Origin of the sequence: Pseudomonas sp. (genome assembly GCF_051660785.1) — a bacterium.
Taxonomy (GTDB): domain Bacteria; phylum Pseudomonadota; class Gammaproteobacteria; order Pseudomonadales; family Pseudomonadaceae; genus Aquipseudomonas.
In genome coordinates, this window is sequence record NZ_JBOFQE010000002.1 from 1 (window position 1) to 21,247 (window position 21,247).

The following is a 21,247-nucleotide window of genomic DNA, read 5'->3' on the forward strand; positions in this document are numbered from 1 at the left end:
CAAAGTTTCCTTTGCAACTTCAACCACTTGCGCTTCCGATCTCTCGTTAGCGGGAGGCGAATTCTACAGCGTTACTCGCTGCTGTCAACACCTCTTTTTCTCCGCTTTCGACCGAGAAGATCGAACCGTCAATCAAGCCCTACAACCTCGCCTGATCAACTCCTTCTGGGCTTCGATGACCTGAAGCAACTCGCTGCCGAAAACTGCGTAACTCTTTGTTTACCAAGGAGTTTTCCGTTTCGACTGCGCCGGAAGTGGGGCGAATTATAGACTTCCAGAATCTGCCGTCAACCCCTAATTATGCTTTTCTTGCAGAAGGCGTCTTTTTAGCTATTAGACGCGGGATTCGGCGAGCAACCGGAGGAATGCGCATTACTAATAACAGCGCGCCAATAGAAGCGTAGATAGCCCATTCCTTCAGATCGGCACGAACAATCCACAACATATGCAGCAATCCAAGCCCAAGGGTCACATAAACCAGCCTATGCAGCTTCTTCCAGCGAACACCCAGGCGTCGCTGACTGTAACGATTGGAGGTCACCGCCAACGCCAACAAACAAAGAAACCCCAGCGCTCCGACAATGATGTACGGCCGCTTGCGCAACTCGACACCCAGCTGCGACCAGTCAAATCCAAGGATGAACGCCGTATAGCCGCTCAAATGCAAAACCACATAAGCAAAACACCACAACCCCAGTTGCCGCCGCACAGCAATCCACCCTGCCCAACCGGTGAGCTTCTGCAGAGGTGTCATGCTTAACGTTATCAATAGCAGGACAAGCGTCCCCAGCCCCAATCGATCAACCAGCACTTTGCCCGGATCGGGACCCAAGACATCCTGCCAGGCCTGATACAACCAAAGCAGAGGCCAGATAGCAGCCGCTATAAAGACGCCAATTCGCCAAAACGGATAACGCATCAGTAGTTCTTCCGCAGATCGAGCCCTGTATAGAGAGAAGCGACTTCATCCGAGTAGCCGTTGAACATTTGCGTATCCCGAACATTGGGCTTAAACAGACCGCTCGGCAAACGACGCTCCCGCGCTTGAGTCCAGCGCGGGTGATCAACCGTAGGATTCACATTCGCGTAGAAACCATACTCATCCGCTGCGATGCTTTGCCAGGTGGTTTTCGGCTGTTCGCTGACCAGACTGATTCGCACGATGGATTTGACGCTCTTGAAGCCATACTTCCAAGGCACCACCAAACGCAGCGGCGCCCCGTTCTGATTCGGCAGTTCGCGCCCATACATGCCCACCGCAAGAATGGCCAACGGATTCATAGCTTCGTCCAGGCGCAAACCCTCTACATAAGGCCACTCGATCAGGGCGAAACCAGACCGTTGCCCAGGCATGCTTTTGGGATCTTGCAGCGTTTCGAAGCGGATGAACTTAGCCTTCGACGTCGGCTCGACTTCCTTCAGCAAAGCCGAAAGGGGAAAACCGATCCAGGGAATGACCATCGACCAGGCCTCAACACAGCGAAGACGGTAGATCCGCTCCTCCAACTGATAAGGCTTCATGAAGTCTTCCAGCGCATACCGCCCCGGCTTGCCCACCTCCCCGTCCACTACCACAGTCCAAGGCTCAGTTTTCAACGATCCCGCGTTGGCAGCAGGGTCGCCTTTATCCGTGCCGAACTCATAGAAGTTGTTGTAGTGGGTTGCATCCTTGAATGGCGTGATCGCCTCATCCTTGACGTTGACCGCTCCCCACTTGGTAGAAGGAAGCTTTTCAGCAAACCAGGAAGGTGCCTTGCCAGGCTCGACATCTGCGTAACGAGCAGCTTCGTCAGCACTGGCCCAACGCGGCAGACTGCTCACAGCCAGACCGGCAGCGGCTGCACCCAATAGATTGCGTCGAGAAAGATAGAAGGATTCAGGCGTGACGTCCGACTCATGGCAGTCAGACGTTTTGGGGACTTTGATCAGCATGGCAACTCCGCAGCATTGGAGGACAGATGCACCAATAGACTGCGGAGTATGAGGGAAATTACATCACTCGGCGTTTTTGTGCCGACGAAGATGCAACAGGTATTGCACCGGGCCAGACGCCGCGTAAGCGAGGAAAACCAGCAGCAGAATGCGCGGTGGATCACTGAATACCACGGCAAACACCAGCACGACAGCGAGGATCGCGACAAAGGGCACTCGCCCCTTCAAGTCCAGCTCCTTGAAGCTGTTGTACTTGATGTTGCTGACCATCAGCATGCCGGCGGCGGCAACCATCAGCGCAACCAGGAACGACATCTTGGATCCCTGAATGCCGTAGTCGCTGAACGCCCAGACAATTCCCGCTACCACACCCGCGGCAGCCGGACTGGCCAGGCCAATGAAATAGCGTTTATCGGCGGTACCAACCTGAGTGTTGAAGCGCGCCAGACGCAACGCTGCACCAGCCACATAGATGAAGGCAACCATCCAGCCGACCTTGCCCATATCACCCAGGGCCCAGCCAAACGCCAGCAAGGCAGGTGCAACACCGAAGGCGACCATGTCCGATAGCGAGTCGTATTCGGCACCGAAGGCACTCTGGGTATTGGTCATGCGGGCAACGCGCCCATCGAGGCCGTCGAGCACCATGGCGACGAAAATCGCGATCGCGGCAAACGCAAAGTACTTGCTCGCGCCAATTGCATCACCGGCACTCAAGGCGCTCTGGGCGCTCATCGAGCTGATGATGGAATAAAACCCTGCGAACAGGTTCGCTGTGGTGAACAGATTCGGCAGAAGATAGATACCACGATGCCGGACTTTACGGCCTTCAGCGTCATGCCCTTCCTCGATATGTTCATCGATGGGCAGCAGGCTTTCGGCGTCAGAAGCCTTGTTTGGCTCTTCGGGACGTTCGCTCATGGACATTACCTTGCAACGGGGTGGAAAGTTTCGACAGGTGTCTGGGACGACGGTTCGGCCGCAAACGATGCAGCTTTATACCAGAACCGGTCACCCAAACGAAAAAACGCGGCCTAAGCCGCGTTTTCCGTACAAGTGCGCGACTTAGTTTTTAGCTTTGTCGACGATCTTGTTGGCACCGATCCACGGCATCATGGAGCGCAGTTGCTCGCCGATGATTTCGATACCGTGAGCGGCGTTGTTACGACGCTTGGCGGTCATCGAAGGATAGCCGGTCGCGCCTTCGCTGATGAACATCTTGGCGTATTCGCCGTCCTGAATACGTTTCAGGGCGTTGCGCATGGCCTGACGGGACTCGGCGTTGATCACTTCCGGACCAGTCACGTACTCGCCGTATTCAGCGTTGTTGGAGATCGAGTAGTTCATGTTGGCGATACCGCCTTCGTACATGAGGTCAACGATCAGCTTCAGTTCGTGCAGGCATTCGAAGTAGGCCATTTCCGGCGCGTAGCCAGCTTCAACCAGGGTTTCGAAACCGGCCTTGACCAGTTCAACGGTACCGCCGCACAGAACGGCTTGTTCGCCGAACAGGTCGGTTTCGGTCTCGTCCTTGAAGGTGGTTTCGATGATGCCGGTACGACCGCCACCAACGCCAGCGGCGTAGGACAGAGCAACGTTCTTGGCGTTGCCCGACGCGTCCTGATAGATAGCGATCAGGTCAGGGATACCGCCGCCTTTGACGAATTCGGAACGCACGGTGTGGCCCGGTGCTTTCGGCGCGATCATGATCACGTCGAGGTCAGCGCGAGGAACAACCTGGTTGTAGTGGATCGCGAAGCCGTGGGAGAAGGCCAGAGTGGCGCCTTTCTTGATGTTCGGCTCGATTTCGTTCTTGTACAGGGCAGACTGGAACTCGTCCGGGGTCAGGATCATGACCAGGTCGGCCGCCGCAACAGCGGAAGCAACGTCGGTCACTTTCAGGCCGTGGGCTTCGGCTTTGGCAACAGTGGCCGAACCTTTGCGCAGACCGACAGTAACGTCAACGCCGGAGTCTTTCAGGTTGCACGCTTGAGCGTGGCCCTGGGAACCGTAACCGATGATGGCAACTTTCTTGCCCTGGATGATCGACAGGTCGCAGTCTTTTTCGTAATAAACTTTCATGAAATTCCCCTATATATCCAGGCCGTTCAGGCCGTTCGCTAATTTGGTTTAGATGCTGAGTACTTTGTCGCCGCGAGCGATACCGGTTACGCCACTACGGACGGTTTCCAGGATCGATGCGGTGCCAATGGACTGAATGAAGCTGTCGAGCTTGTCGCTGGTACCGGTCAATTGAACGGTATACACGCTAGCGCTGACATCGACGATCTGCCCACGGTAAATATCGGTGGTGCGCTTGATCTCGGCGCGCTGGGCGCCGGTGGCCTTGACCTTGACCAGCATCAGTTCGCGCTCGATGTGAGCACTCTCCGACAGGTCGACCAGTTTGACCACTTCGATCAGCTTGTTCAGGTTCTTGGTGATCTGCTCGATGATTTCATCGTGGCCGACAGTGGTCAGCGTCAGACGCGACAAGGTCGGGTCTTCGGTTGGGGCCACCGTCAGGCTTTCGATGTTGTAATTGCGCTGCGAGAACAGGCCGACTACACGAGAAAGAGCACCGGGTTCGTTTTCCAGAAGCAGGGAAATAATATGTCGCATGATTAAGTACGCTCCGTCTTGCTCAGCCACATATCGCGCATGGAGCCGTCTTTGATCTGCATCGGGTAGACGTGTTCACCGGCGTCGACCTTGATGTCGATGAACACCAGACGATCCTTCATCGCGAACGCTTGCTCCATCATCGGCTTCAAATCCTTCAAGTCCGTGATGCGCATCCCCACGTGACCGTAGGCTTCGGCCAACTTGACGAAGTCCGGCAACGATTCCATGTAGGAGTGCGAGTGACGCGCGCCGTAGCTCATGTCCTGCCACTGACGGACCATGCCGAGCACGCCGTTGTTGAGCAGGATAATCTTCACCGGCAGGTCATGTTGCAGGCAAGTGGACAGCTCCTGGATGTTCATCTGGATGCTGCCTTCACCGGTCACGCAAGCCACGTCCGCTTCCGGGAAGCTCAGTTTCACGCCCATAGCTGCCGGGAAACCGAAGCCCATCGTGCCCAGGCCGCCGGAGTTGATCCAGCGATTAGGCTTGTTGAAGCGGTAGTACTGCGCCGCGAACATCTGGTGCTGACCCACGTCAGACGCAATGTAGGCATCGCCCTTGGTCACTTCGTGCAGGGTTTCGATAACGGTCTGCGGCTTGATGATACTGCCGTCCCCTTTGTTGTAAGGGAACATGTCGCGATCACCGCGCCATTCTTCAACCTGCTTCCACCAGGCAGCAACCGAGTCCTTGTTCGGGGTCTCGCCGATTTCCTTGAAGGTAGCGACCATTTCGGTCAATACGCTTTCCACCGGACCTACGATAGGAACGTCGGCCTTGATGGTTTTGGAGATCGAAGCCGGGTCGATATCGATGTGGATGATCTTGGCGCTTGGGCAGAATTTCGATGCACCGTTGATAACACGGTCATCGAAACGCGCGCCCACGGCCATGATCACGTCCGCATGGTGCATCGCCAGGTTGGCGGTGTAGCTGCCGTGCATGCCGAGCATGCCGAGGAACTGACGGTCGCCGCCCGGATAGGCGCCGAGGCCCATCAAGGTATTGGTGACCGGCACGTTCAGCAGTTGCGCGAGCTCGGTCAACGGCGCGGAGCCGTTGCCCAGAATGACGCCGCCACCGGCGTAGATGATCGGCCGCTTGGCCGCCAACAGCATTTCCACCGCTTTGCGGATCTGGCCCGAGTGGCCACGAACCGCCGGGCTGTATGAACGCAGCTTGGCTTTTTTCGGGAAGACGTATTCGAACTTCTCGGCCGGGTTGGTCATGTCTTTCGGGATGTCGACAACGACAGGACCAGGACGACCGGATTGCGCGAGGTAGAAAGCCTTTTTCATGATCTCCGGGATTTCCGAAGCATGCTTGATCATGAAACTGTGTTTCACGATCGGCCGGGAGATACCGATCATGTCGGTTTCCTGGAAGGCATCGGTACCGACCATGGTGCTAGGCACCTGGGCAGTCAGGATCACCATCGGGATCGAGTCCATGTACGCCGTGGCAATACCGGTAATGACGTTGGTCGCGCCGGGACCGGAGGTCACCAGTACGACGCCGGCCTTGCCGGTGGCGCGCGCATAGCCGTCAGCCATGTGAGTGGCAGCCTGCTCATGACGAACGAGAATATGTTGAACGGCTGGTTCTTTGAACAGCGCGTCATAGATATGCAATGCGGCACCGCCCGGGTACCCATAGATATATTTAACGCCTTCGTCACGCAAAAAGCGGACGAGCATCTCACCGCCAGATAAAAGCTCCACGTTGTTCACCTCTAAAACGCCAGAATACCGCCCACATAAAAGAGGACGGGTCTTAATAGGTTTACTTCTCAGCAGAGCATGAGCGACGGTGGTCGCCGACTACGTCAGCACTGACTGAGCAAGTATTGGGATCGTCCCAAGTGTTGCGGGCCTTTCCCACCCAGCGCGAGGTAACGCGTTGCGGGTGTAACAGGTCGGCGCGGATGTGCGCCTCATGATCTGCTGAGTGGGCCTGCTTCTGGCAGTCCCTCTACAGCGGACTTTGGATTCTTCTGTTTCGTCCCCTGCAAGTCAAGCCGTCTATGTGCTTTATTGAAGTAAGCACATGAGAAAGCAAGAAAAAACCGCTAAACCGCAACTGTGTTAGCTTCAATTGCGCAACTCTGGCAAGGAAATGGCATGCGAACGTTCTTGATGGTCAGTCTGCTGGTCAGCCCTTTGTGTATGGCCGGTCAGATCTATAAATGGGTCGACGCCCAGGGCGTGACCCACTTCGACGCGCAACCACCGCAAGGCCAGGAGGCCACCACGGTGCTGACGCCCTCCCCGCCCGCCGGCAAACCCGCCGCGCCAACGCGCAGCACGGCGATTGGCGATCAGCAGGCCATCGACAACACAGTGAAAAAGCAGGTCGCCGAGCAGCAAGCCCAGCTAAAGGTATTCTGCGAGCAGGCGCGGACGAACCTGGCCCAGCTGCAGAACAATCCGCGATTGCGGGAGGATGTCGACGGTGAGAGGCGCCGCCTGACCGATGAGCAACGTCAGGAGCGCACTACCGAAGCACAGAAACAGATTGCTGATAACTGCCAGTAGGAACTGGCAGGGTCCGATTCAGCGAGAGGCGGTGATCAACAGATCGAACTCTTTGAGCAAGACCTGCAGATAGCGATCCTTGCCCTGGACATTGCGGGCGGCGAAGACCATTTCGGCCATCTCCTGGATCCCCGACGCGTTGGGCAGCGGCAGGTCCTGTTCGAGGATGATCTTCATCCGCGGCAGGAAGATCCATTGCAGCCACTGCTCGAAATCCAGCGTATCCACCGAAAACGGCTCGACGCTGGATAACGCTTCAGCGGAGGGCGAAACCTCATCCCACCAGCCCTGAATCCGCAACTCACGCTCGATCAACAATAGCTGCTCGGCAATCTTCGGAAAACGTGCGTCCATCACAGCGAAACCTTGGCCTTCTGACGAGCCAGTGCAGCACCTGCGGAATCACCCTGCTTCTCACGCGCCTGGGCGATCAATTCCCACAGGCTGGCCTGAAGCGCCGGACGACCATTGGCGAACGTCAGGCCACGACGAGCGAACTGTTCAGCCTGGGCCGCATCGCCTTGGGCCATGCGCACTTGAGCCAGACGATAAAGTACTTGCGGCTCACGCGGTGCAACACGCTGGGCGCGCTCGAGACTGGAGGACGCACCATTGAGGTCACCGCCGGCCTGTTGCTGCTGAGCCGTGGTCAACAACGCGAGTACCGGACCATCCAGCTGTTCATCGGCAGACAAGCCACCGGAGTTCGCCGAAGGAATCCCGCTCGGTGTCGACGGCATGCTGTAGCTGCCCTGATTGACCGGTGCCGACTGCACCGGCGAGGTGTCGATCGGGCCTGGGGTAATCGGGCCAGGCGTAATCGGCCCAGTGCTGATCGGGGCCGACGCCACTGCGCCACCACCCGGGACCATCACGACGACACCGGTGTCACCTTGTGGAATCGCCTGAGTCTGAGCTTGCACAGGACGTTTTGACGTCGTCTGACGGAAACCGCCATTGGCCGATACGCGCTCACTGTTGGAGACAGCGCTGCCGGAATCCACAACCGGGATCGAGCCGCGCTGTACGGAGGAGCAACCGCTGAGCAAAGCCACGACGGTAACCGCTGGAATCAACCACTTGTTCACTTGAAACCCTCTTTGCTTAATTCATCCAGCCCTTGACCCAATCCATCACCGTTTCGCCGGAAGCAGGGCTTTCGCCACCGCAAGCAGCGCCGGGAGGCGGTTCGCTGCCGCGAATATACGGCATCTGCACGGCACCTGGGCAGCTGCCTTCGGAACCTTGCCCGGTACGCGAATCAACCCAGGCCTGAACAATGTTGTCCGGCTGCGGCATGTCCAGCGGCAGCGGATCGGCCTTGCGCATGAAACTGGTCCAGACCTGCAATGCACCCGTGGCACCGGTGAACGGCGTCTTGCCGTTGTCATCGCGACCCAGCCAGACCACCGCCAGCAAGTCCTGACTGAAACCGGCGAACCAACTGTCTCGGGAGTCGTTACTGGTACCGGTTTTACCCGCCAGGGTCAGGGTTTTCGGCAACACGTTATAAACCGAACTGCCGGTACCTTCACGCATGACTCGCTGCATGGCGCTCTGGATCAGGTAAATGGAGGCCGGGTCGAAACGCTGCTCGATCTGGAACGGATAACGCTTGAGCGGCTCGCCCTCGGCGGTCAGTACGCTACGAATCCCGCGCATCGGCGTATTGAAGCCGCCGTTGGCCAGCGTCTGGTACATGGTTGCCACCTCGATCGGCGTCAGGCCACCGGCCCCCAGCAACATCGAGGGAAACGCCGGGAACTCGCGACTGACACCCAGGCGCGCCAAAGTTTTCAGAACATTCGGTACGCCAACCGCCAGCCCGAGACGCGCCGTCGACAGGTTGTAGGAATGGGCCAGGCCCTGGTACAGGAAAACCGTACCGTGGGAACGGCGATCGTAGTTCTGCGGTTTCCAGACCTGTCCGTCCGCGCCCTTGACCGAGAAGGAGTCGTCCGACAGCCAACTGGTCAGCGTGTACTGGCTCGGTTTCTCAAGGGCGGTCAGATAAACCGCCGGCTTGATCAACGAGCCGATCGGGCGCACCGCATCGAGCGCCCGGTTGAAGCCGGCAAAACTCGCCTGACGGCTGCCGATCATGGCCTGGACTTCGCCGGTTTCCGGGTTGGTCACGACCATGGCCGCTTCAACCTCATCGGAGCCCTTGCGCCCGGCCAGGCGTTTAAAGGTGTCGTTGACCGACGCCTCGGCCTTCATCTGCAGGATCGGATCGAAACTGGTGAAGATCCGCAGGCCTTCTTCGGTCAAGTCTTCGTCGCGGTAGTCTTCACGCAGCTGACGTTTGACCAGGTCGAGGAAGCCCGGGAAAGAACTGTCCGCCAGCTTGCCGCGCGTCGTCACACCCAGTGGCATTTTCTTCGCGGCGGCGACCTGCTCGGCAGTGGCGACGCCTTGCTGCTCAAGCACATCGAGCACCAGATTGCGTCGCTCCAGCGCCCGCTCCGGATTGCGGCGCGGGTTGTAATAGGACGGCCCCTTGACCATCCCCACCAGCATGGCGACCTGATGCAGTTTCAGCTCGGACAATGGCTGCCCGAAGAAGAACTGGCTGGCCAGGCCGAAACCGTGCACCGCGCGCTGCCCATCCTGACCGACGAACACTTCATTGAGGTACGCCTCAAGAATTTCCCGTTTGTCGTAATGCAGCTCAAGCAGCATCGCCATCATGGCTTCGGTGAGTTTGCGGGTAAGGCTGCGCTCGCTGGTCAGGTAGAAGTTCTTCACCAACTGCTGGGTTAGCGTACTGCCGCCCTGAGTCATTCTGCCACCGGAGGTATTGACCCACACGGCACGGGCAATCGACTTCGGTGACACGCCCCAGTGGCTATAGAAATCCCGGTCTTCCACGGCCACCAGGGTTTCCAGCAGATATGGCGGGACCTGATCGATTTTGATCAGAATCCGGTCTTCGAGGTTTTTCGGGTAGATTCCGCCGATCAGCAGAGGCTCCAGCCGCACGACGGAAAGCTTCGAACCGTTGGTCGCCGAAAGTTCGGCCACATAGTCGCCGGAGAAGCGCACGCGCACCGGCTGAGCGTTCTCCAGGCCTTCATAGAACTGGAAGCCACGGGTATTCAAGTCGACGGTGTTGCCGTTGACGGCCGCAGCGCCGGGGCCGTTGCTCACGGCTTCGCGGCGATAGCCCAAGGCGTCGAGCTCGGTCAGGAAATCTTCCTTGCTCAGCTTCTGGCCGGTGAACAGCTCGAGCGGGCGTGCATACACCTTGGCCGGGATGGTCCAGCGTTTGCCGGAGAACTTCTCCTGGACCACGGCGTCGAGGTACACCGCGAACCCGGCGAGCACCACGAGGCCGACCAGACTGAGTTTAAGGGCCCAGCCCAGCCAGGGGCTCAGGCCCTTGGAAGGTGGTTTTTTTGGGGTGCGGGGGGATCGAGTACGAGTCATGGCGGCGGATTATACGCACTTTATTCATACTCAACAGGAGCCCTCCGAGGTTTGCGTCAGGCGGACTTGCAGCCATAATGGCGGCCGTGAATTTTCCCCAGTCTTTGAAGGATCGCCTGTGAGCCAGTCCCTGATCGCCGCCCTGCAAAACCCGGCCCTCTATCCGCATCCGGTAGACGGGTTCCAGGTCATCGAAACCCATATCTCCTGGGTCATCCTCACAGGCCCCTTTGCCTATAAAGTGAAGAAGCCAGTGAATTTCGGTTTCCTCGACTTCACCAGCCTCGACGCTCGTGAGCATTTCTGCGGCGAAGAGCTGCGCCTTAACCAGCGCCTGACCGATGATTTGTATCTGGAAGTGTTGCCGATCACCGGCAGCGAAGAAGCACCGCAACTGGGCGGTGAGGGTCCGGTAGTCGATTTCGCACTGAAAATGCGTCAATTCCCACAGAGCCAGTTGCTCAGCACTCTGCAAGCCAATGGCGAGTTGACCACCGCGCACATCGACGAGATGGCCGTGCAGATCGCTCAGTTCCACCTCAACGCACCGAAAGTACCAAGCGAACACGAAGCTGGCACCCCGGACAGCGTGATGGCGCCGGTACGCCAAAACTTCGAGCAGATCCGTCCGTTCCTCAGCGACAAGGCCGATCTGCTGCAACTCGATGCCCTGCAAGCCTGGGCCGAAAGCAGCTTCGAACGCCTCAAGCCGCTGTTTGCCCAGCGCAAGGCTGAAGGCTTTATCCGCGAATGCCACGGTGACATTCACCTGGGCAACGCCACCGTGATCGACGGCAAGGTCGTAATCTTCGACTGCATCGAGTTCAACGAACCGTTCCGCTTCACCGACGTTTACGCGGACACCGGCTTCCTGGCAATGGACCTTGAAGACCGCGGCCTGAAGAGCCTCGCGCGTCGCTTCATCAGCCAGTACCTGGAACTGACCGGCGACTATCAGGGCCTTGAGCTGCTGAACTTCTATAAGGCCTACCGCGCTCTGGTTCGCGCCAAGGTCAGCCTGTTCAGCATGCCGGCCGAGGCCGACCCGGTGCAACGCGCCACCACCCTGCGTCAATACCGCAACTACGCCAACCTGGCGGAAAGCTACAGCACCATTCCTTCGCGTTTCATGGCCATTACCCACGGTGTTTCCGCTGTCGGCAAGAGCCACGTCGCCATGCGTCTGGTGGAAGCGCTGGGTGCGATTCGCCTGCGTTCAGATGTCGAGCGCAAGCGCATGTTCGGCGAACAGGCCGTACCGAACGATCCGCAGGCCGGCATATATAGTGCAGACGCCAGCGCTGCCACCTACAGCCGCCTGCATGAAGTTGCCGATGTGATTCTGCGTGCCGGCTTCCCGGTGGTCATCGATGCAACGTACCTCAAGTGCGACCAGCGCGACGGCGCGGCGAAAATCGCCGAAGCCACCGGCGCTCCGTTCCTGATCCTTGATTGCAATGCACCACAAGCGGTCATCGAGAGCTGGCTGGCGTTGCGTCAGGCAGATAAAAAGGATCCGTCCGACGCCAACCTCGCCGTTATCGCCGCTCAACAAGCGAGCCGTGAGTCACTGACGCCTGCCGAGATTTTGTGCAGCAAACGCGTCCAGACCAATGAAAGCGGGACGCTCGATACCGTCGTTGCGCAGATCCGCCAGCGCATGCCGGGCCTGTAAAAAACTATTTCAGCCGTGGAGCCTTCACCGGCTTCACGGCCGTCAAATAGTGGCACTATACTGGCGTCATAAAACCATCAGGTGATGCGACATGAGCCAGCCGAAACTTCTCGACACCCCGCTTTATGCCTTGCTGCACAAAGACGATATCGCAGGCTTCAATGCCGAGCGCGCCAGTCATGCCTCTGTCGACATGGTCGGCGGCGATTTTCGCGGCCTGGACCTGCGCGAGCTGAACGCCGACGGCGTCGATTTCACCGATGCCTATTTCCGCTCTGCCGATTTGCGCGGCATCGACTTTCGCAACTCATGCCTGGAAGGTGCGAGCCTGGCTCACGCCCAGATCTCCGGCGCTTACTTTCCGCCGGAACTGAGCGCTGACGAGATTCTGATGTCGATGAATTTTGGTACTCGCCTGCGTTATCGCACCCGCTAAAAACGACGTTCACCCTGACAAGTCCAGCGCCCCCGCTTAGCGCTGGACGCTGGATTTTTTGTCGGGAAAGTTGATTCCTCCGCGCCTCCTCCTACTGCTCCCGCAGACGTTCACACAGCACTTAGAGCTTCTTCTTAGAAGCTTTTGCGTCGAAACCGACCAAACAATCACGCTTTTCCTACTGATGGCTACACTCCTGAGAGGCTCGCCCACGCACCGTTCGGCCGTCGCAAGGAGGCTTGATGAATGATGAACTGCAACACCTGAAGAATCTTGGCAAGACGTCGGCACAGTGGCTGCATGCCGTGGGCATCCACAGCGCGTCGGACTTGCGCCGCCTGGGAGCGGTGGATGCTTATCGGGCCGTGCGTACGCGCGGGTTTCGGGCGTCCAAGGTGTTGTTGTATGCGATCGAAGGCGCGCTGATGGACGTGCACTGGAATGACATTCCAGCTGAACGCAAAGATGCCTTGAACAAACAACTGGAAGCCATCTCGTCCCGTCACAAAAACTGAGCAGGCTGGTTCTCCTCAGGATTAACGCCTCAGGTGTAATGATGACGGGGGCTTTTGTGCAAGAAAGCAGGGGACTGCAAAGAAATCAAAAAACAGCGGTTGACTTGGTAATGAGAATCGCTATGATTATCACAACTGGTCGCGAGACTGGTCGATATTTGAAAAGCCCTTGGTTCGGACTCTCAGATATCTCCTCATCAGGCTAATCACGGTTATTTGACCCGGCTCTTGCCGGGTCTTTTTTTGCCCGCGGAAAAGTCGTCCGTTTACTTCCCGAACTGCTTACGCATTTGCGCGCAGTAATCCTGAGCCGGCGTGGCAGGTGTGTACCAGACGTAATCAGCCATGGCCGGTTTGACCTCGCTGCCCTGTTCCGCCAGCATTAAAACCCTGGGGGCATCAGGCTCTCCAAGATCCAGCACGTGGATTGGCACGCCGACGTCCTTGCGCGCGTGATAGGCGCCGGCAAACAGCAGCGAAGGCGTCGGTGCCGTCAGCAAACGCTCGGCCATCCGCCGATCACGTTGCTGCTGGACCGCCAGCATCGCGGGCATTTGCGAGGTGGGCAGCAGGCCGCAATGGGAGTCATTGATCTGTGCGAGCAACTCATCCTTGACCGACGGAGCGTTGGAGCGCGTACCGCTCAATGTCGGCGGCTTGGCATATCGGGTGCGAACTTCAAGATTGTCCAGATTGGCCGCCAGCAGCGGGTACGGTTGAGTCAGCACAAAGCCCACGATCGGCCCGTAAAGATTCCAGTCCCACCCCGACTGCCAGTTCAACGCGCCGGGCAAATCTGCGGGTATCGTCGAGGCACGGCGTACGTCATCGATGCGCGGTTGTTGATCCGGCGTGAGCATTTCCAGCAGCAGACTGCCCTGGGGTCGACGCTCGCCCAGCGCCTGCAACAACCACAATTGCAGTTGATGGTGATCACGATTGTCATGCTGCTCGCCGACGATCAGCCGCGACGGCTCGGCCAGCCGTGCGACCAGTTCCCGAGGTGTCAGGACCTGACCGCTGCGCAGGTCACGAATCTCACCAGTAACCGGCGGCGGATTCGAGAGGTGCTGGCAACCACTCACGACCAGCAGCGCCAACAGCACAATCACACGCATATTCTCACCTCGATGAAATGTTCAGCGGGCGATGATCAGCGGATGCCCGCGCTCCGGATGCTGTTGCACCAATACTTCCAGCCCGAATACGGCTTTGAGGGGTTCAGGACGCAAAACCTGCTCCGGTGTATCAAGCGCCACCGGCCGCCCACCTTCGAGCAGTAAAAGGCGATCACAATAGCGCGCCGCCAGGTTCAGATCATGCAGGATGACCAGCACCGCAGCGCCGTGATCGGCGAACTCGCGCACCGCTTGCAAGGTGGTGTGCTGGTGCAGCGGATCGAGCATCGACGTCGGCTCGTCGAGTAACAGCGTCTGCCCTGCTTCGCCTGGCCAGAGCTGCGCCAGCACACGCGCCAGATGCACCCGCTGACGTTCGCCGCCGGACAGGGCCAGATAGCTGCGACCACTCAGGTGTCCCGCATCGGCAGCGTGCAAGGCGGCGGCGACGATTTCGTCATCCCGCACCCGTCCGCTCTGGTAAGGCAATCGGCCCATGCCCACCACTTCTTCGACACGGAAGGCGAAGTCCAGGGTCGACACCTGCGGCAATACCGCCAGCCGCTGGGCCCGTTGCGTACCGGTCCAATGACTCAACTCGCGATCATCGAGCCAGACGCTGCCGTGATCAGCCTTCAACTCACCGCACAAGGCGCCGAGCAAGGTGCTTTTGCCGGCACCGTTAGGGCCCAAGACGCCAAGCACTTCGCCTGCCTTGAGCTCAAGCGTGATGTCCGTCAGAACGATCTTTGTGCCTCGACGGACTTGCAGGTGCTGGGTTCGCAACATCAGGCACGCCCTCTGAGCAATAGATACAGAAAGAACGGCGCACCGATGAAGGCGGTGACAATCCCGATCGGCAATTCCGCCGGCGCCAGGGCAAGCCGCGCCACCAGATCGGCAAACAACAGAAGACTGGCACCCGCCAGCACCGAGGCCGGCAACAACACCCGATGATCAGGACCGGCCAGCAGCCGCACCAAATGCGGCACCACCAAACCGACAAAGCCAATCATTCCCGCCGCCGCCACTGCCGCACCAACCCCCAGCGCAGTGCAGAACACCAGTTCACGTTTGAGCCCTTCGACGTCGATGCCCAAGTGACCGGCCTCCGATTCGCCCAGCAATAACGCATTCAAGGCCTTGGCCCGGCGCGGCAACCAGAGCGCCACACCAGCACTCACCAACAGCAATGGCCAGAGCCGCGAATAACTGGCGCCGTTGAGGCTGCCCAGGTTCCAGAACGTCAGCGTGCGCAAAGTCGCGTCGTCGGCCAGATAGGTGAACAAACCAACCGCGGAACCTGCCAGCGCAGTCAGCGCGATACCGGCCAGAAGCATGGTCGCGACGTTGGTCTGGCCGTTGCGTCGACCCAGCCGATACACCAGCGCCGTCACACCCAGGCCGCCGAGAAATGCACACGCCGACAACAGATAAGGTCCGAACGATTCAGGCAGACCGCCAAACACCGAACCGCCGACAATCGCGATAGCGGCACCCAGCGCAGCACCGCTGGACACGCCGACCAACCCCGGATCCGCCAGCGGGTTACGGAACAAGCCCTGCATGGCCACGCCGGACAGCGCCAGCACACCACCCACCGCCAAACCCAGCAAGGTTCGAGGCAGGCGGATTTGCCCGAGGATGAGTTCAGCCTGTTGCAGTCCATCCGGAGCGATAGGCAAACCGATCATTCGCAACGCCGCCCGCAAGGTATCGAATAGCGGCAGGCTCACCGGTCCCAGCGCCAACGACAACCAGATCGCCAGCAAACACAGCAGGCTCAGACCGATGAACAGGGCACGGGGTTTAACCAGAATGGTCATTGCGGGGCTTTACCGGGGAAGAAGCCGTCAGACAGCGTTTTCAACGCATCGGGCAAACGCGGTCCCAATCCACCCACCAACAAGGTCGGATCAAGCTCCATGACGCGCCCGTCCTTGACCGCGCGAGTCGAGGACAGAATCGGGTTTTCCTTGAACAACGCCGCACGCGCGGCATCGCCGGTCAGCGCCCGGTCGGCAAACACCAGCACGTCGGGGTCGAGACTGACCAGCGACTCAACAGAAAAGGGTTTGTAACCGGTATGCGTTGCCAGATTGTGTCCACCGGCCTGCTGGATCAACCAATCGGCGGCGGTGTCCTTGCCAGCGATAAGCGGTTTGCCGCCCGCATGGCCGAGCAGCATCAGCACGCCCGGCGATTTTTCCTTCAACTGCGCGCGAGTGACCTGGACCTTCTGTTCCTCTAGCTGCTGCTGATAGGTCTGGAGCAGTTGCGCAGCCTTATCTTCAGCCCCGAGCAACTTGCCCAGATGCGCGAGGTTTCCTTGCAACGTCGGCAGATCGGGTTGCGCCGAGAACAGCTCCACCTGCACTCCCGCGCTGCGAACCTGCGACAGCACCGGCGGCGGTCCCATTTCCTCGGTGCCGATCAGAATCTGCGGGCGTAAGCTCAAGATGCCCTCCGCTGACAGTTGCCGTTGATAACCGATGCTCGGCAGCGATTTCAACGATTGCGGATGCTGACTGGTGGTATCGACCCCGACCAGTTTCGACTCTGCGCCCAGCGCGCTCACCCACTCGGACAAGGCGCCACCGGCACTGACCCAACGCTGTGGCAACTCGACCGCTGCTGCGTGGTGGCTGACGAGGAGTCCGACACACAGCGCAACAACGCGGGTACTCAGGCGCATAAACAGCTTCCTTTTAAGTTTTTTCCCAGGCGTCGAGATGACAGGCCAAGTATCCTCGGCATCCGGCACCTGCACCCGACGGGCGAAGCGGCCATTTGATAATTGTTTGCATTTGAACGTCAAGCTCGGACATATCCGGTCACGAGCCGCGGAATTGAGGATCGACATGAAGCTGCTTTGCACGGGTGCCGAATTGGCTGACAACAGCAGTCGCGGATTCGACATCGACGGTCAGAAACTCTTCGCCGTACGCCGGGGCGGTCAGGTTTATGTCTACATCAACCGCTGCCCGCACCGGGGTGTCGGGCTGGAATGGAAACCCGACCAGTTTCTCGACCCCAGCAACAGCCTGATCCAGTGCGCCACCCACGGCGCGCTGTTCCTGATCGAAGACGGCGAATGCGTCGCCGGCCCATGCGCCGGACAATCCCTCACCACCGTTGCCTGCCGCGAAGACGAGCAAGGGGTCTGGATCAGCTTTTAGCTGTTCAGCAGCACATCCAGTCGCCGATCGACCACCATCTCTTCGTGAGTCAATCGCACGCCATAGGCCAGCACCTCGACGCCGCACGCCACCGCCTCACGCAAGGCCGCCGCGTAGGCCGAATCGATTTCTTCTGCCGGACGCACCGATTCAATACCGGTCAGGTTGACGCAATACAACTGCACCGCACGAATTCCGTCCCGAGCCAAATGAGCCAGCTCCCGTAAATGCTTGGCGCCCCGTTGCGTCACCGCATCGGGAAACGCCGCCACCAATGAGCCGTCGAAGCCCAGGGTCACGCTTTTGACTTCTACATACGCTGGCCCGCCCGGGTAATCGAGGCGGAAATCGATGCGGCTGCTTTCCTGCCCGTAGGCTACTTCGCGTTTCAACTCGGTAAAGCCGTTCAGTTCGGTAATCACACCCGCCCGCAACGCTTCTTCGATCAACCCATTGGCGCGCCCGGTATTCACGCAGAACAGCCGGCCCTGCGGGGTTTCACCGATTTCCCAAGTGCCTGGCAATTTGCGTTTCGGGTCGCTGGAGCGGCTGAACCAGACCTGACCGCCTTCTACCTGACAATTGAGCATCGAACCCGTGTTCGGGCAATGAATAGTCAGCAATTCACCGCCAACGGTTTCGATATCGGCGAGAAAACGCTTGTAGCGGCGGATCAGGCGACCTTCTTCGAGGGGAGGATGAAAACGCATCAGCCTTGCCAGCTCCGCAATCCACGAGCGATCCGCTCGACCGCTTCTTCCAGGCGCGGCAGGCTTTGAGTGTACGCAAAACGCACATGATGCCCGGCTTGATAGCGCCCGAAGTCCAGGCCCGGGGTAATTGCCACGTGCTCGGTCTCGAGAAAATGTCGGCAGAACGCGAAGGCATCACCGCCGAACTTGCTGATATCGGCGTACAAGTAGAACGCGCCTTCCGGCTCGACGGCGATGCCGAAGCCCAGCTCTCGCAAGGCCGGCAACAGGAAATCTCGGCGACGACCGAATTCGGCGCGACGCTCTTCCAGAATGCTGATCGTGGCGGGTTCGAAGCAGGCCAGTGCCGCGTGCTGGGCCATGCTCGGGGCGCTGATGTAGAGGTTTTGCGCGAGTTTTTCCAGCTCACCGACCGCAGCCTCAGGCGCGACCAGCCATCCCAGTCGCCAACCGGTCATGCCGAAATACTTGGAAAAACTATTAAGGACGAACGCACTGTCATCGACTTCCAGCACACTGGCGGCATCGGTGCCGTAAGTCAGGCCATGGTAGATCTCGTCCACCACCAGATGACCGTGGCGCTCCTTGATCGCCGCCGACAAGCCCGCCAGCTCGTCGCGGGTCAGGATGGTCCCGGTCGGGTTGGCGGGCGAGGCCACCAAGGCGCCGACGCTGTCTTGATCCCAATGGCGGGCAACCAGGTCCGGCGTCAGCTGATAACGCACATCCGGGCCGACCGGCACCAGTTGCGCTGCGCCTTCGACCAATCGCAGAAAGTGCCGGTTGCACGGGTAACCCGGGTCTGCCAGCAGCCAGTGTTTGCCCGGGTCGACCAGCAAGGCGCTGGCCAGCAACAGCGCACCGGAACCGCCGGGCGTGATGAGGATTCGCTGCGGATCAATGTTCAAACTGTAACGTTGTTGATAGAAATTCGAGATCGCTTCGCGTAACTCGGGGATGCCGCGCGCCGCGGTGTAACGGGTCTTCCCCGCCGTCAGTGCCGCCTGGCCGGCCTGGATGATCGGTTCGGCGGTAGTGAAGTCCGGCTCGCCGATTTCCAGGTGGATCACATCGTGACCCGCGGCCTGCAATTCATTGGCCCGCGCCAGCAGCGCCATGACATGGAAAGGTTCGATTGCGCGACTGCGGGCACTGTAGGACTGAGCCATTAGCCTTCCTTACAACGGAGAAAAGAATCGATTCTACCCAAGCGCCGGAACGAGCGAGAACCTAAAGCGGTCAGAGCCGTTATAACCCTGACCGCAAACGACTCAAGCGTGTACCCAAGGTTTGACTAAAATCAATATTTGATCAGGCCTCCAACGCCGCCAGACAAGGCTTTGCAATCATTTGCAAGGCCCTTGGGCCACTACCTCGACATCCGGGAGTAGCGCGGCCCGATTTGATCTGGTAAGTTCGCCCGCTTGCAGCCGCAGGGCCGGCAGGTGTCGGTGATGGAGCAATCCTGCGCAATGGATTACAAGAGTAGAGGCGGTCCATTTCATGCCCACCCAAGCAAAGCAGCAAAATACGTCGATCAGCGGCTTCGAACCCTACAAAGAAGTAAAGGGCGAGGAGTACATGGGCAAGCCCATGCGCGCTCACTTCACCAAGATCCTGAATAAGTGGAAACAGGACTTGATGCAGGAAGTCGACCGTACGGTTGATCACATGAAAGACGAAGCGGCCAACTTCCCTGACCCGGCAGACCGTGCCAGCCAGGAAGAAGAGTTCAGCCTTGAACTGCGTGCCCGTGATCGCGAGCGCAAGTTGATCAAGAAGATCGACAAGACGCTGCAACTGATCGAAGACGAAGAATATGGCTGGTGCGAGTCCTGCGGCGTCGAGATCGGCGTCAAGCGACTGGAAGCCCGCCCTACCGCCGACATGTGCGTTGACTGCAAGACCCTGGCGGAAATCAAGGAAAAGCAAGTCGGCAAGTAATGTCGCCTTGAACGAAGAACGGAGCGTGCGAACGCTCCGTTTTTGTTTCCGATATTTGCTGATAACTGATGTGTCTTTAAAATCGCCATCGCGAGCAGGCTCGCTCCCACATTTGATCTGCGGCGTAAACAAATCCAGTGTGGGAGCGAGCCTGCTCGCGATGGCGGTATCAAGCCGTGCGCTTAACAGGCGCCACAAAGTAATATTCCAGCCATGACTGCCACCGCCTCTCCCTACATCGGACGCTTCGCCCCCACGCCCAGCGGCCACTTGCATTTCGGTTCGCTGGTCGCCGCGCTGGCCTCGTATCTCGACGCGCGTTCGGTGGGCGGTCGCTGGTTGATGCGCATGGAAGATCTCGATCCGCCACGGGAAGAGCCCGGCGCTCAGGCCGCCATCTTGAAAGCCCTGGAAAGCTACGGTTTCGAGTGGGACGGCGAAATGGTCCGCCAGAGCGACCGGCACGAGGCTTACGCCGAAGTCCTCAATCGCCTGTTCAATCACGGCCTCGCTTACGCCTGCACCTGCTCGCGAAAACAACTGGAGCCGTATCACGGTATTTACCCGGGCCTGTGTCGAAATGCCGGCCATGGCACCGAAGACGCCGCGATTCGCCTGCGCGTGCCAGAGCTCGACTACCACTTCATCGACCGCGTGCAAGGCGAATTCCGCCAGCACCTGGGCCGGGAAGTCGGCGATTTCGTGATCCGCCGCCGCGACGGGCTCTACGCCTATCAACTGGCCGTGGTCCTTGATGACGCCTGGCAAGGCATCACCGACATCGTCCGTGGCGCGGACCTGCTCGACTCCACACCACGTCAGCTCTATCTGCAAGAACTGCTGGGTTTCTCGCAACCGCGCTATCTGCACATTCCGCTGATTACCCAGCCTGACGGCAACAAGCTTGGCAAAACCTACCGTTCGCCGCCGCTGACGGAGGATCAGGCCACGCCTTTGTTACTGCGTGCATTGCGCGCGCTCGGGCAGAATCCCGGCGCGGAACTGGCGTATGCCACCCCACGTGAAGTGCTGAACTGGGGAATCGTCCATTGGGATGCACTGCAGATCCCGCGCACACTCACCTTGCCCGAAGCGCAACTACAGTGATCACACTTGCAGTGGCGCGCCCATCCGTTACCATCGC

Annotated in this window: 22 protein-coding genes and 1 pseudogene; 8 read left to right on the forward strand and 15 right to left on the reverse strand. The window is 59.0% G+C overall.

The annotated features are described in order from the left end of the window. Window positions 1-184 (forward strand): annotated as a pseudogene (locus ACRC4F_RS00400) (hypothetical protein); the annotation flags it as partial. 114 nt (window positions 185-298) lie between these two features. On the opposite strand, the gene msrQ reads toward ACRC4F_RS00400, so the two are convergent. From msrQ to ACRC4F_RS00430, 6 genes are all read right to left on the reverse strand, one after another. Then, the gene (gene msrQ / locus ACRC4F_RS00405) at window positions 299-919 is read right to left on the reverse strand and encodes a protein-methionine-sulfoxide reductase heme-binding subunit MsrQ (RefSeq protein WP_438657606.1); all 621 of its coding nucleotides are present in this window, start codon (window positions 917-919) and stop codon (window positions 299-301) included. Continuing rightward, the gene (gene msrP, locus ACRC4F_RS00410; protein WP_438657607.1) at window positions 919-1,932 is read right to left on the reverse strand and encodes a protein-methionine-sulfoxide reductase catalytic subunit MsrP; all 1,014 of its coding nucleotides are present in this window, start codon (window positions 1,930-1,932) and stop codon (window positions 919-921) included. Before msrP ends, msrQ begins: the two co-directional genes overlap by 1 nt. Before the next feature lie 63 nt (window positions 1,933-1,995). Continuing rightward, window positions 1,996-2,853, reverse strand: coding sequence for a CDP-diacylglycerol--serine O-phosphatidyltransferase (gene pssA / locus ACRC4F_RS00415; protein WP_438657608.1), 858 nt, complete (start codon window positions 2,851-2,853; stop codon window positions 1,996-1,998). Window positions 2,854-2,997: 144 nt separating this feature from the next. Next, on the reverse strand, window positions 2,998-4,014 hold the full coding sequence (gene ilvC / locus ACRC4F_RS00420) for a ketol-acid reductoisomerase (RefSeq protein WP_007948647.1): 1,017 nt from the start codon (window positions 4,012-4,014) through the stop codon (window positions 2,998-3,000). A 48-nt stretch (window positions 4,015-4,062) separates the two neighbouring features. Further along, a complete protein-coding gene (gene ilvN / locus ACRC4F_RS00425) occupies window positions 4,063-4,554 on the reverse strand; it encodes an acetolactate synthase small subunit (RefSeq protein WP_003205610.1) in 492 nt (163 codons plus the stop codon). A gap of 2 nt (window positions 4,555-4,556) precedes the next feature. Then, the gene (locus ACRC4F_RS00430; RefSeq protein ID WP_438657609.1) at window positions 4,557-6,281 is read right to left on the reverse strand and encodes an acetolactate synthase 3 large subunit; all 1,725 of its coding nucleotides are present in this window, start codon (window positions 6,279-6,281) and stop codon (window positions 4,557-4,559) included. A 399-nt stretch (window positions 6,282-6,680) separates the two neighbouring features. On the opposite strand from ACRC4F_RS00430, the gene ACRC4F_RS00435 reads away from it, so the two are divergent. Continuing rightward, the gene (locus ACRC4F_RS00435; protein WP_403108229.1) at window positions 6,681-7,094 is read left to right on the forward strand and encodes a DUF4124 domain-containing protein; all 414 of its coding nucleotides are present in this window, start codon (window positions 6,681-6,683) and stop codon (window positions 7,092-7,094) included. An 18-nt stretch (window positions 7,095-7,112) separates the two neighbouring features. On the opposite strand, the gene ACRC4F_RS00440 is transcribed toward ACRC4F_RS00435, so the two are convergent. Genes ACRC4F_RS00440 through mrcB form a run of 3 tightly spaced genes read right to left on the reverse strand, consistent with a single transcriptional unit; the run spans window position 7,113 to window position 10,523 of the window. Further along, a complete protein-coding gene (locus tag ACRC4F_RS00440; RefSeq protein ID WP_109634863.1) occupies window positions 7,113-7,448 on the reverse strand; it encodes a YqcC family protein in 336 nt (111 codons plus the stop codon). After that, entirely contained in the window at window positions 7,448-8,182 is a 735-nt protein-coding gene (locus ACRC4F_RS00445; RefSeq protein WP_438657610.1) for a tetratricopeptide repeat protein, read from the reverse strand. Before ACRC4F_RS00445 ends, ACRC4F_RS00440 begins: the two co-directional genes overlap by 1 nt. Before the next feature lie 16 nt (window positions 8,183-8,198). Then, window positions 8,199-10,523 (reverse strand): penicillin-binding protein 1B, encoded by a 2,325-nt coding sequence (gene mrcB, locus ACRC4F_RS00450; protein ID WP_438657611.1) that lies wholly within the window; start codon window positions 10,521-10,523, stop codon window positions 8,199-8,201. Window positions 10,524-10,641: 118 nt separating this feature from the next. Here mrcB and ACRC4F_RS00455 point away from each other — a divergent pair, with 118 nt between their 5' ends. The 3 genes from ACRC4F_RS00455 (at window position 10,642) to ACRC4F_RS00465 (ending at window position 13,149) form a co-directional block, all read left to right on the forward strand. Beyond that, the gene (locus ACRC4F_RS00455) at window positions 10,642-12,198 is read left to right on the forward strand and encodes an AAA family ATPase (RefSeq protein WP_438657612.1); all 1,557 of its coding nucleotides are present in this window, start codon (window positions 10,642-10,644) and stop codon (window positions 12,196-12,198) included. A gap of 91 nt (window positions 12,199-12,289) precedes the next feature. Continuing rightward, on the forward strand, window positions 12,290-12,634 hold the full coding sequence (locus ACRC4F_RS00460) for a pentapeptide repeat-containing protein (protein ID WP_010467624.1): 345 nt from the start codon (window positions 12,290-12,292) through the stop codon (window positions 12,632-12,634). 242 nt (window positions 12,635-12,876) lie between these two features. Further along, complete coding sequence (locus ACRC4F_RS00465) at window positions 12,877-13,149, forward strand: TfoX/Sxy family protein (RefSeq protein WP_003228231.1); 273 nt, start codon at window positions 12,877-12,879, stop codon at window positions 13,147-13,149. Window positions 13,150-13,415: 266 nt separating this feature from the next. On the opposite strand, the gene ACRC4F_RS00470 is transcribed toward ACRC4F_RS00465, so the two are convergent. From ACRC4F_RS00470 to ACRC4F_RS00485, 4 genes are read right to left on the reverse strand one after another with little or no spacing between them, the layout of a single operon-like run. Next, complete coding sequence (locus ACRC4F_RS00470; RefSeq protein WP_438657613.1) at window positions 13,416-14,267, reverse strand: ChaN family lipoprotein; 852 nt, start codon at window positions 14,265-14,267, stop codon at window positions 13,416-13,418. A 21-nt stretch (window positions 14,268-14,288) separates the two neighbouring features. Continuing rightward, a complete protein-coding gene (locus ACRC4F_RS00475) occupies window positions 14,289-15,056 on the reverse strand; it encodes a heme ABC transporter ATP-binding protein (protein ID WP_438657614.1) in 768 nt (255 codons plus the stop codon). Continuing rightward, the gene (locus ACRC4F_RS00480) at window positions 15,056-16,039 is read right to left on the reverse strand and encodes a FecCD family ABC transporter permease (RefSeq protein ID WP_438657626.1); all 984 of its coding nucleotides are present in this window, start codon (window positions 16,037-16,039) and stop codon (window positions 15,056-15,058) included. The genes ACRC4F_RS00475 and ACRC4F_RS00480 overlap by 1 nt, the downstream gene beginning before the upstream one ends. Window positions 16,040-16,089: 50 nt before the next feature. Next, window positions 16,090-16,962 carry a heme/hemin ABC transporter substrate-binding protein gene (locus tag ACRC4F_RS00485; protein ID WP_438657615.1) on the reverse strand — a complete coding sequence of 291 codons (873 nt, stop codon included), beginning with the start codon at window positions 16,960-16,962 and terminating at the stop codon, window positions 16,090-16,092. A gap of 166 nt (window positions 16,963-17,128) precedes the next feature. Between ACRC4F_RS00485 and ACRC4F_RS00490 the strand changes: the two genes are divergently transcribed. Beyond that, window positions 17,129-17,446, forward strand: a complete 318-nt coding sequence (locus ACRC4F_RS00490; protein ID WP_438657616.1) for a Rieske (2Fe-2S) protein — start codon at window positions 17,129-17,131, stop codon at window positions 17,444-17,446. Here ACRC4F_RS00490 and sfsA read toward each other — a convergent pair. Together sfsA and ACRC4F_RS00500 are read right to left on the reverse strand one after the other, a co-directional pair. After that, window positions 17,443-18,156 (reverse strand): DNA/RNA nuclease SfsA, encoded by a 714-nt coding sequence (gene sfsA / locus ACRC4F_RS00495; protein WP_438657617.1) that lies wholly within the window; start codon window positions 18,154-18,156, stop codon window positions 17,443-17,445. The two genes, ACRC4F_RS00490 and sfsA, sit on opposite strands and share 4 nt — an antisense overlap. Continuing rightward, a complete protein-coding gene (locus ACRC4F_RS00500) occupies window positions 18,156-19,328 on the reverse strand; it encodes a pyridoxal phosphate-dependent aminotransferase (RefSeq protein WP_438657618.1) in 1,173 nt (390 codons plus the stop codon). Before ACRC4F_RS00500 ends, sfsA begins: the two co-directional genes overlap by 1 nt. Window positions 19,329-19,662: 334 nt before the next feature. Between ACRC4F_RS00500 and dksA the strand changes: the two genes are divergently transcribed. Together dksA and gluQRS are read left to right on the forward strand one after the other, a co-directional pair. Continuing rightward, complete coding sequence (gene dksA, locus ACRC4F_RS00505) at window positions 19,663-20,103, forward strand: RNA polymerase-binding protein DksA (protein WP_109634884.1); 441 nt, start codon at window positions 19,663-19,665, stop codon at window positions 20,101-20,103. A 213-nt stretch (window positions 20,104-20,316) separates the two neighbouring features. Further along, the gene (gene gluQRS / locus ACRC4F_RS00510; protein ID WP_438657619.1) at window positions 20,317-21,210 is read left to right on the forward strand and encodes a tRNA glutamyl-Q(34) synthetase GluQRS; all 894 of its coding nucleotides are present in this window, start codon (window positions 20,317-20,319) and stop codon (window positions 21,208-21,210) included. The last annotated feature ends 37 nt before the right edge of the window (window positions 21,211-21,247 follow it).

Bases quoted from the DNA above. Each gene is read 5' to 3' on its own strand.
- msrQ (WP_438657606.1), bottom strand. From the start codon at position 919: ATGCGTTATCCGTTTTGGCGAATTGGCGTCTTTATAGCGGCTGCTATC.
- msrP (WP_438657607.1), bottom strand. From the start codon at position 1,932: ATGCTGATCAAAGTCCCCAAAACGTCTGACTGCCATGAGTCGGACGTC.
- pssA (WP_438657608.1), bottom strand. From the start codon at position 2,853: ATGAGCGAACGTCCCGAAGAGCCAAACAAGGCTTCTGACGCCGAAAGC.
- ilvC (WP_007948647.1), bottom strand. From the start codon at position 4,014: ATGAAAGTTTATTACGAAAAAGACTGCGACCTGTCGATCATCCAGGGC.
- ilvN (WP_003205610.1), bottom strand. From the start codon at position 4,554: ATGCGACATATTATTTCCCTGCTTCTGGAAAACGAACCCGGTGCTCTT.
- ACRC4F_RS00435 (WP_403108229.1), top strand. From the start codon at position 6,681: ATGCGAACGTTCTTGATGGTCAGTCTGCTGGTCAGCCCTTTGTGTATG.
- ACRC4F_RS00440 (WP_109634863.1), bottom strand. From the start codon at position 7,448: ATGGACGCACGTTTTCCGAAGATTGCCGAGCAGCTATTGTTGATCGAG.
- mrcB (WP_438657611.1), bottom strand. From the start codon at position 10,523: ATGACTCGTACTCGATCCCCCCGCACCCCAAAAAAACCACCTTCCAAG.
- ACRC4F_RS00460 (WP_010467624.1), top strand. From the start codon at position 12,290: ATGAGCCAGCCGAAACTTCTCGACACCCCGCTTTATGCCTTGCTGCAC.
- ACRC4F_RS00465 (WP_003228231.1), top strand. From the start codon at position 12,877: ATGAATGATGAACTGCAACACCTGAAGAATCTTGGCAAGACGTCGGCA.
- ACRC4F_RS00470 (WP_438657613.1), bottom strand. From the start codon at position 14,267: ATGCGTGTGATTGTGCTGTTGGCGCTGCTGGTCGTGAGTGGTTGCCAG.
- ACRC4F_RS00475 (WP_438657614.1), bottom strand. From the start codon at position 15,056: ATGTTGCGAACCCAGCACCTGCAAGTCCGTCGAGGCACAAAGATCGTT.
- ACRC4F_RS00485 (WP_438657615.1), bottom strand. From the start codon at position 16,962: ATGCGCCTGAGTACCCGCGTTGTTGCGCTGTGTGTCGGACTCCTCGTC.
- ACRC4F_RS00490 (WP_438657616.1), top strand. From the start codon at position 17,129: ATGAAGCTGCTTTGCACGGGTGCCGAATTGGCTGACAACAGCAGTCGC.
- sfsA (WP_438657617.1), bottom strand. From the start codon at position 18,156: ATGCGTTTTCATCCTCCCCTCGAAGAAGGTCGCCTGATCCGCCGCTAC.
- ACRC4F_RS00500 (WP_438657618.1), bottom strand. From the start codon at position 19,328: ATGGCTCAGTCCTACAGTGCCCGCAGTCGCGCAATCGAACCTTTCCAT.
- dksA (WP_109634884.1), top strand. From the start codon at position 19,663: ATGCCCACCCAAGCAAAGCAGCAAAATACGTCGATCAGCGGCTTCGAA.
- gluQRS (WP_438657619.1), top strand. From the start codon at position 20,317: ATGACTGCCACCGCCTCTCCCTACATCGGACGCTTCGCCCCCACGCCC.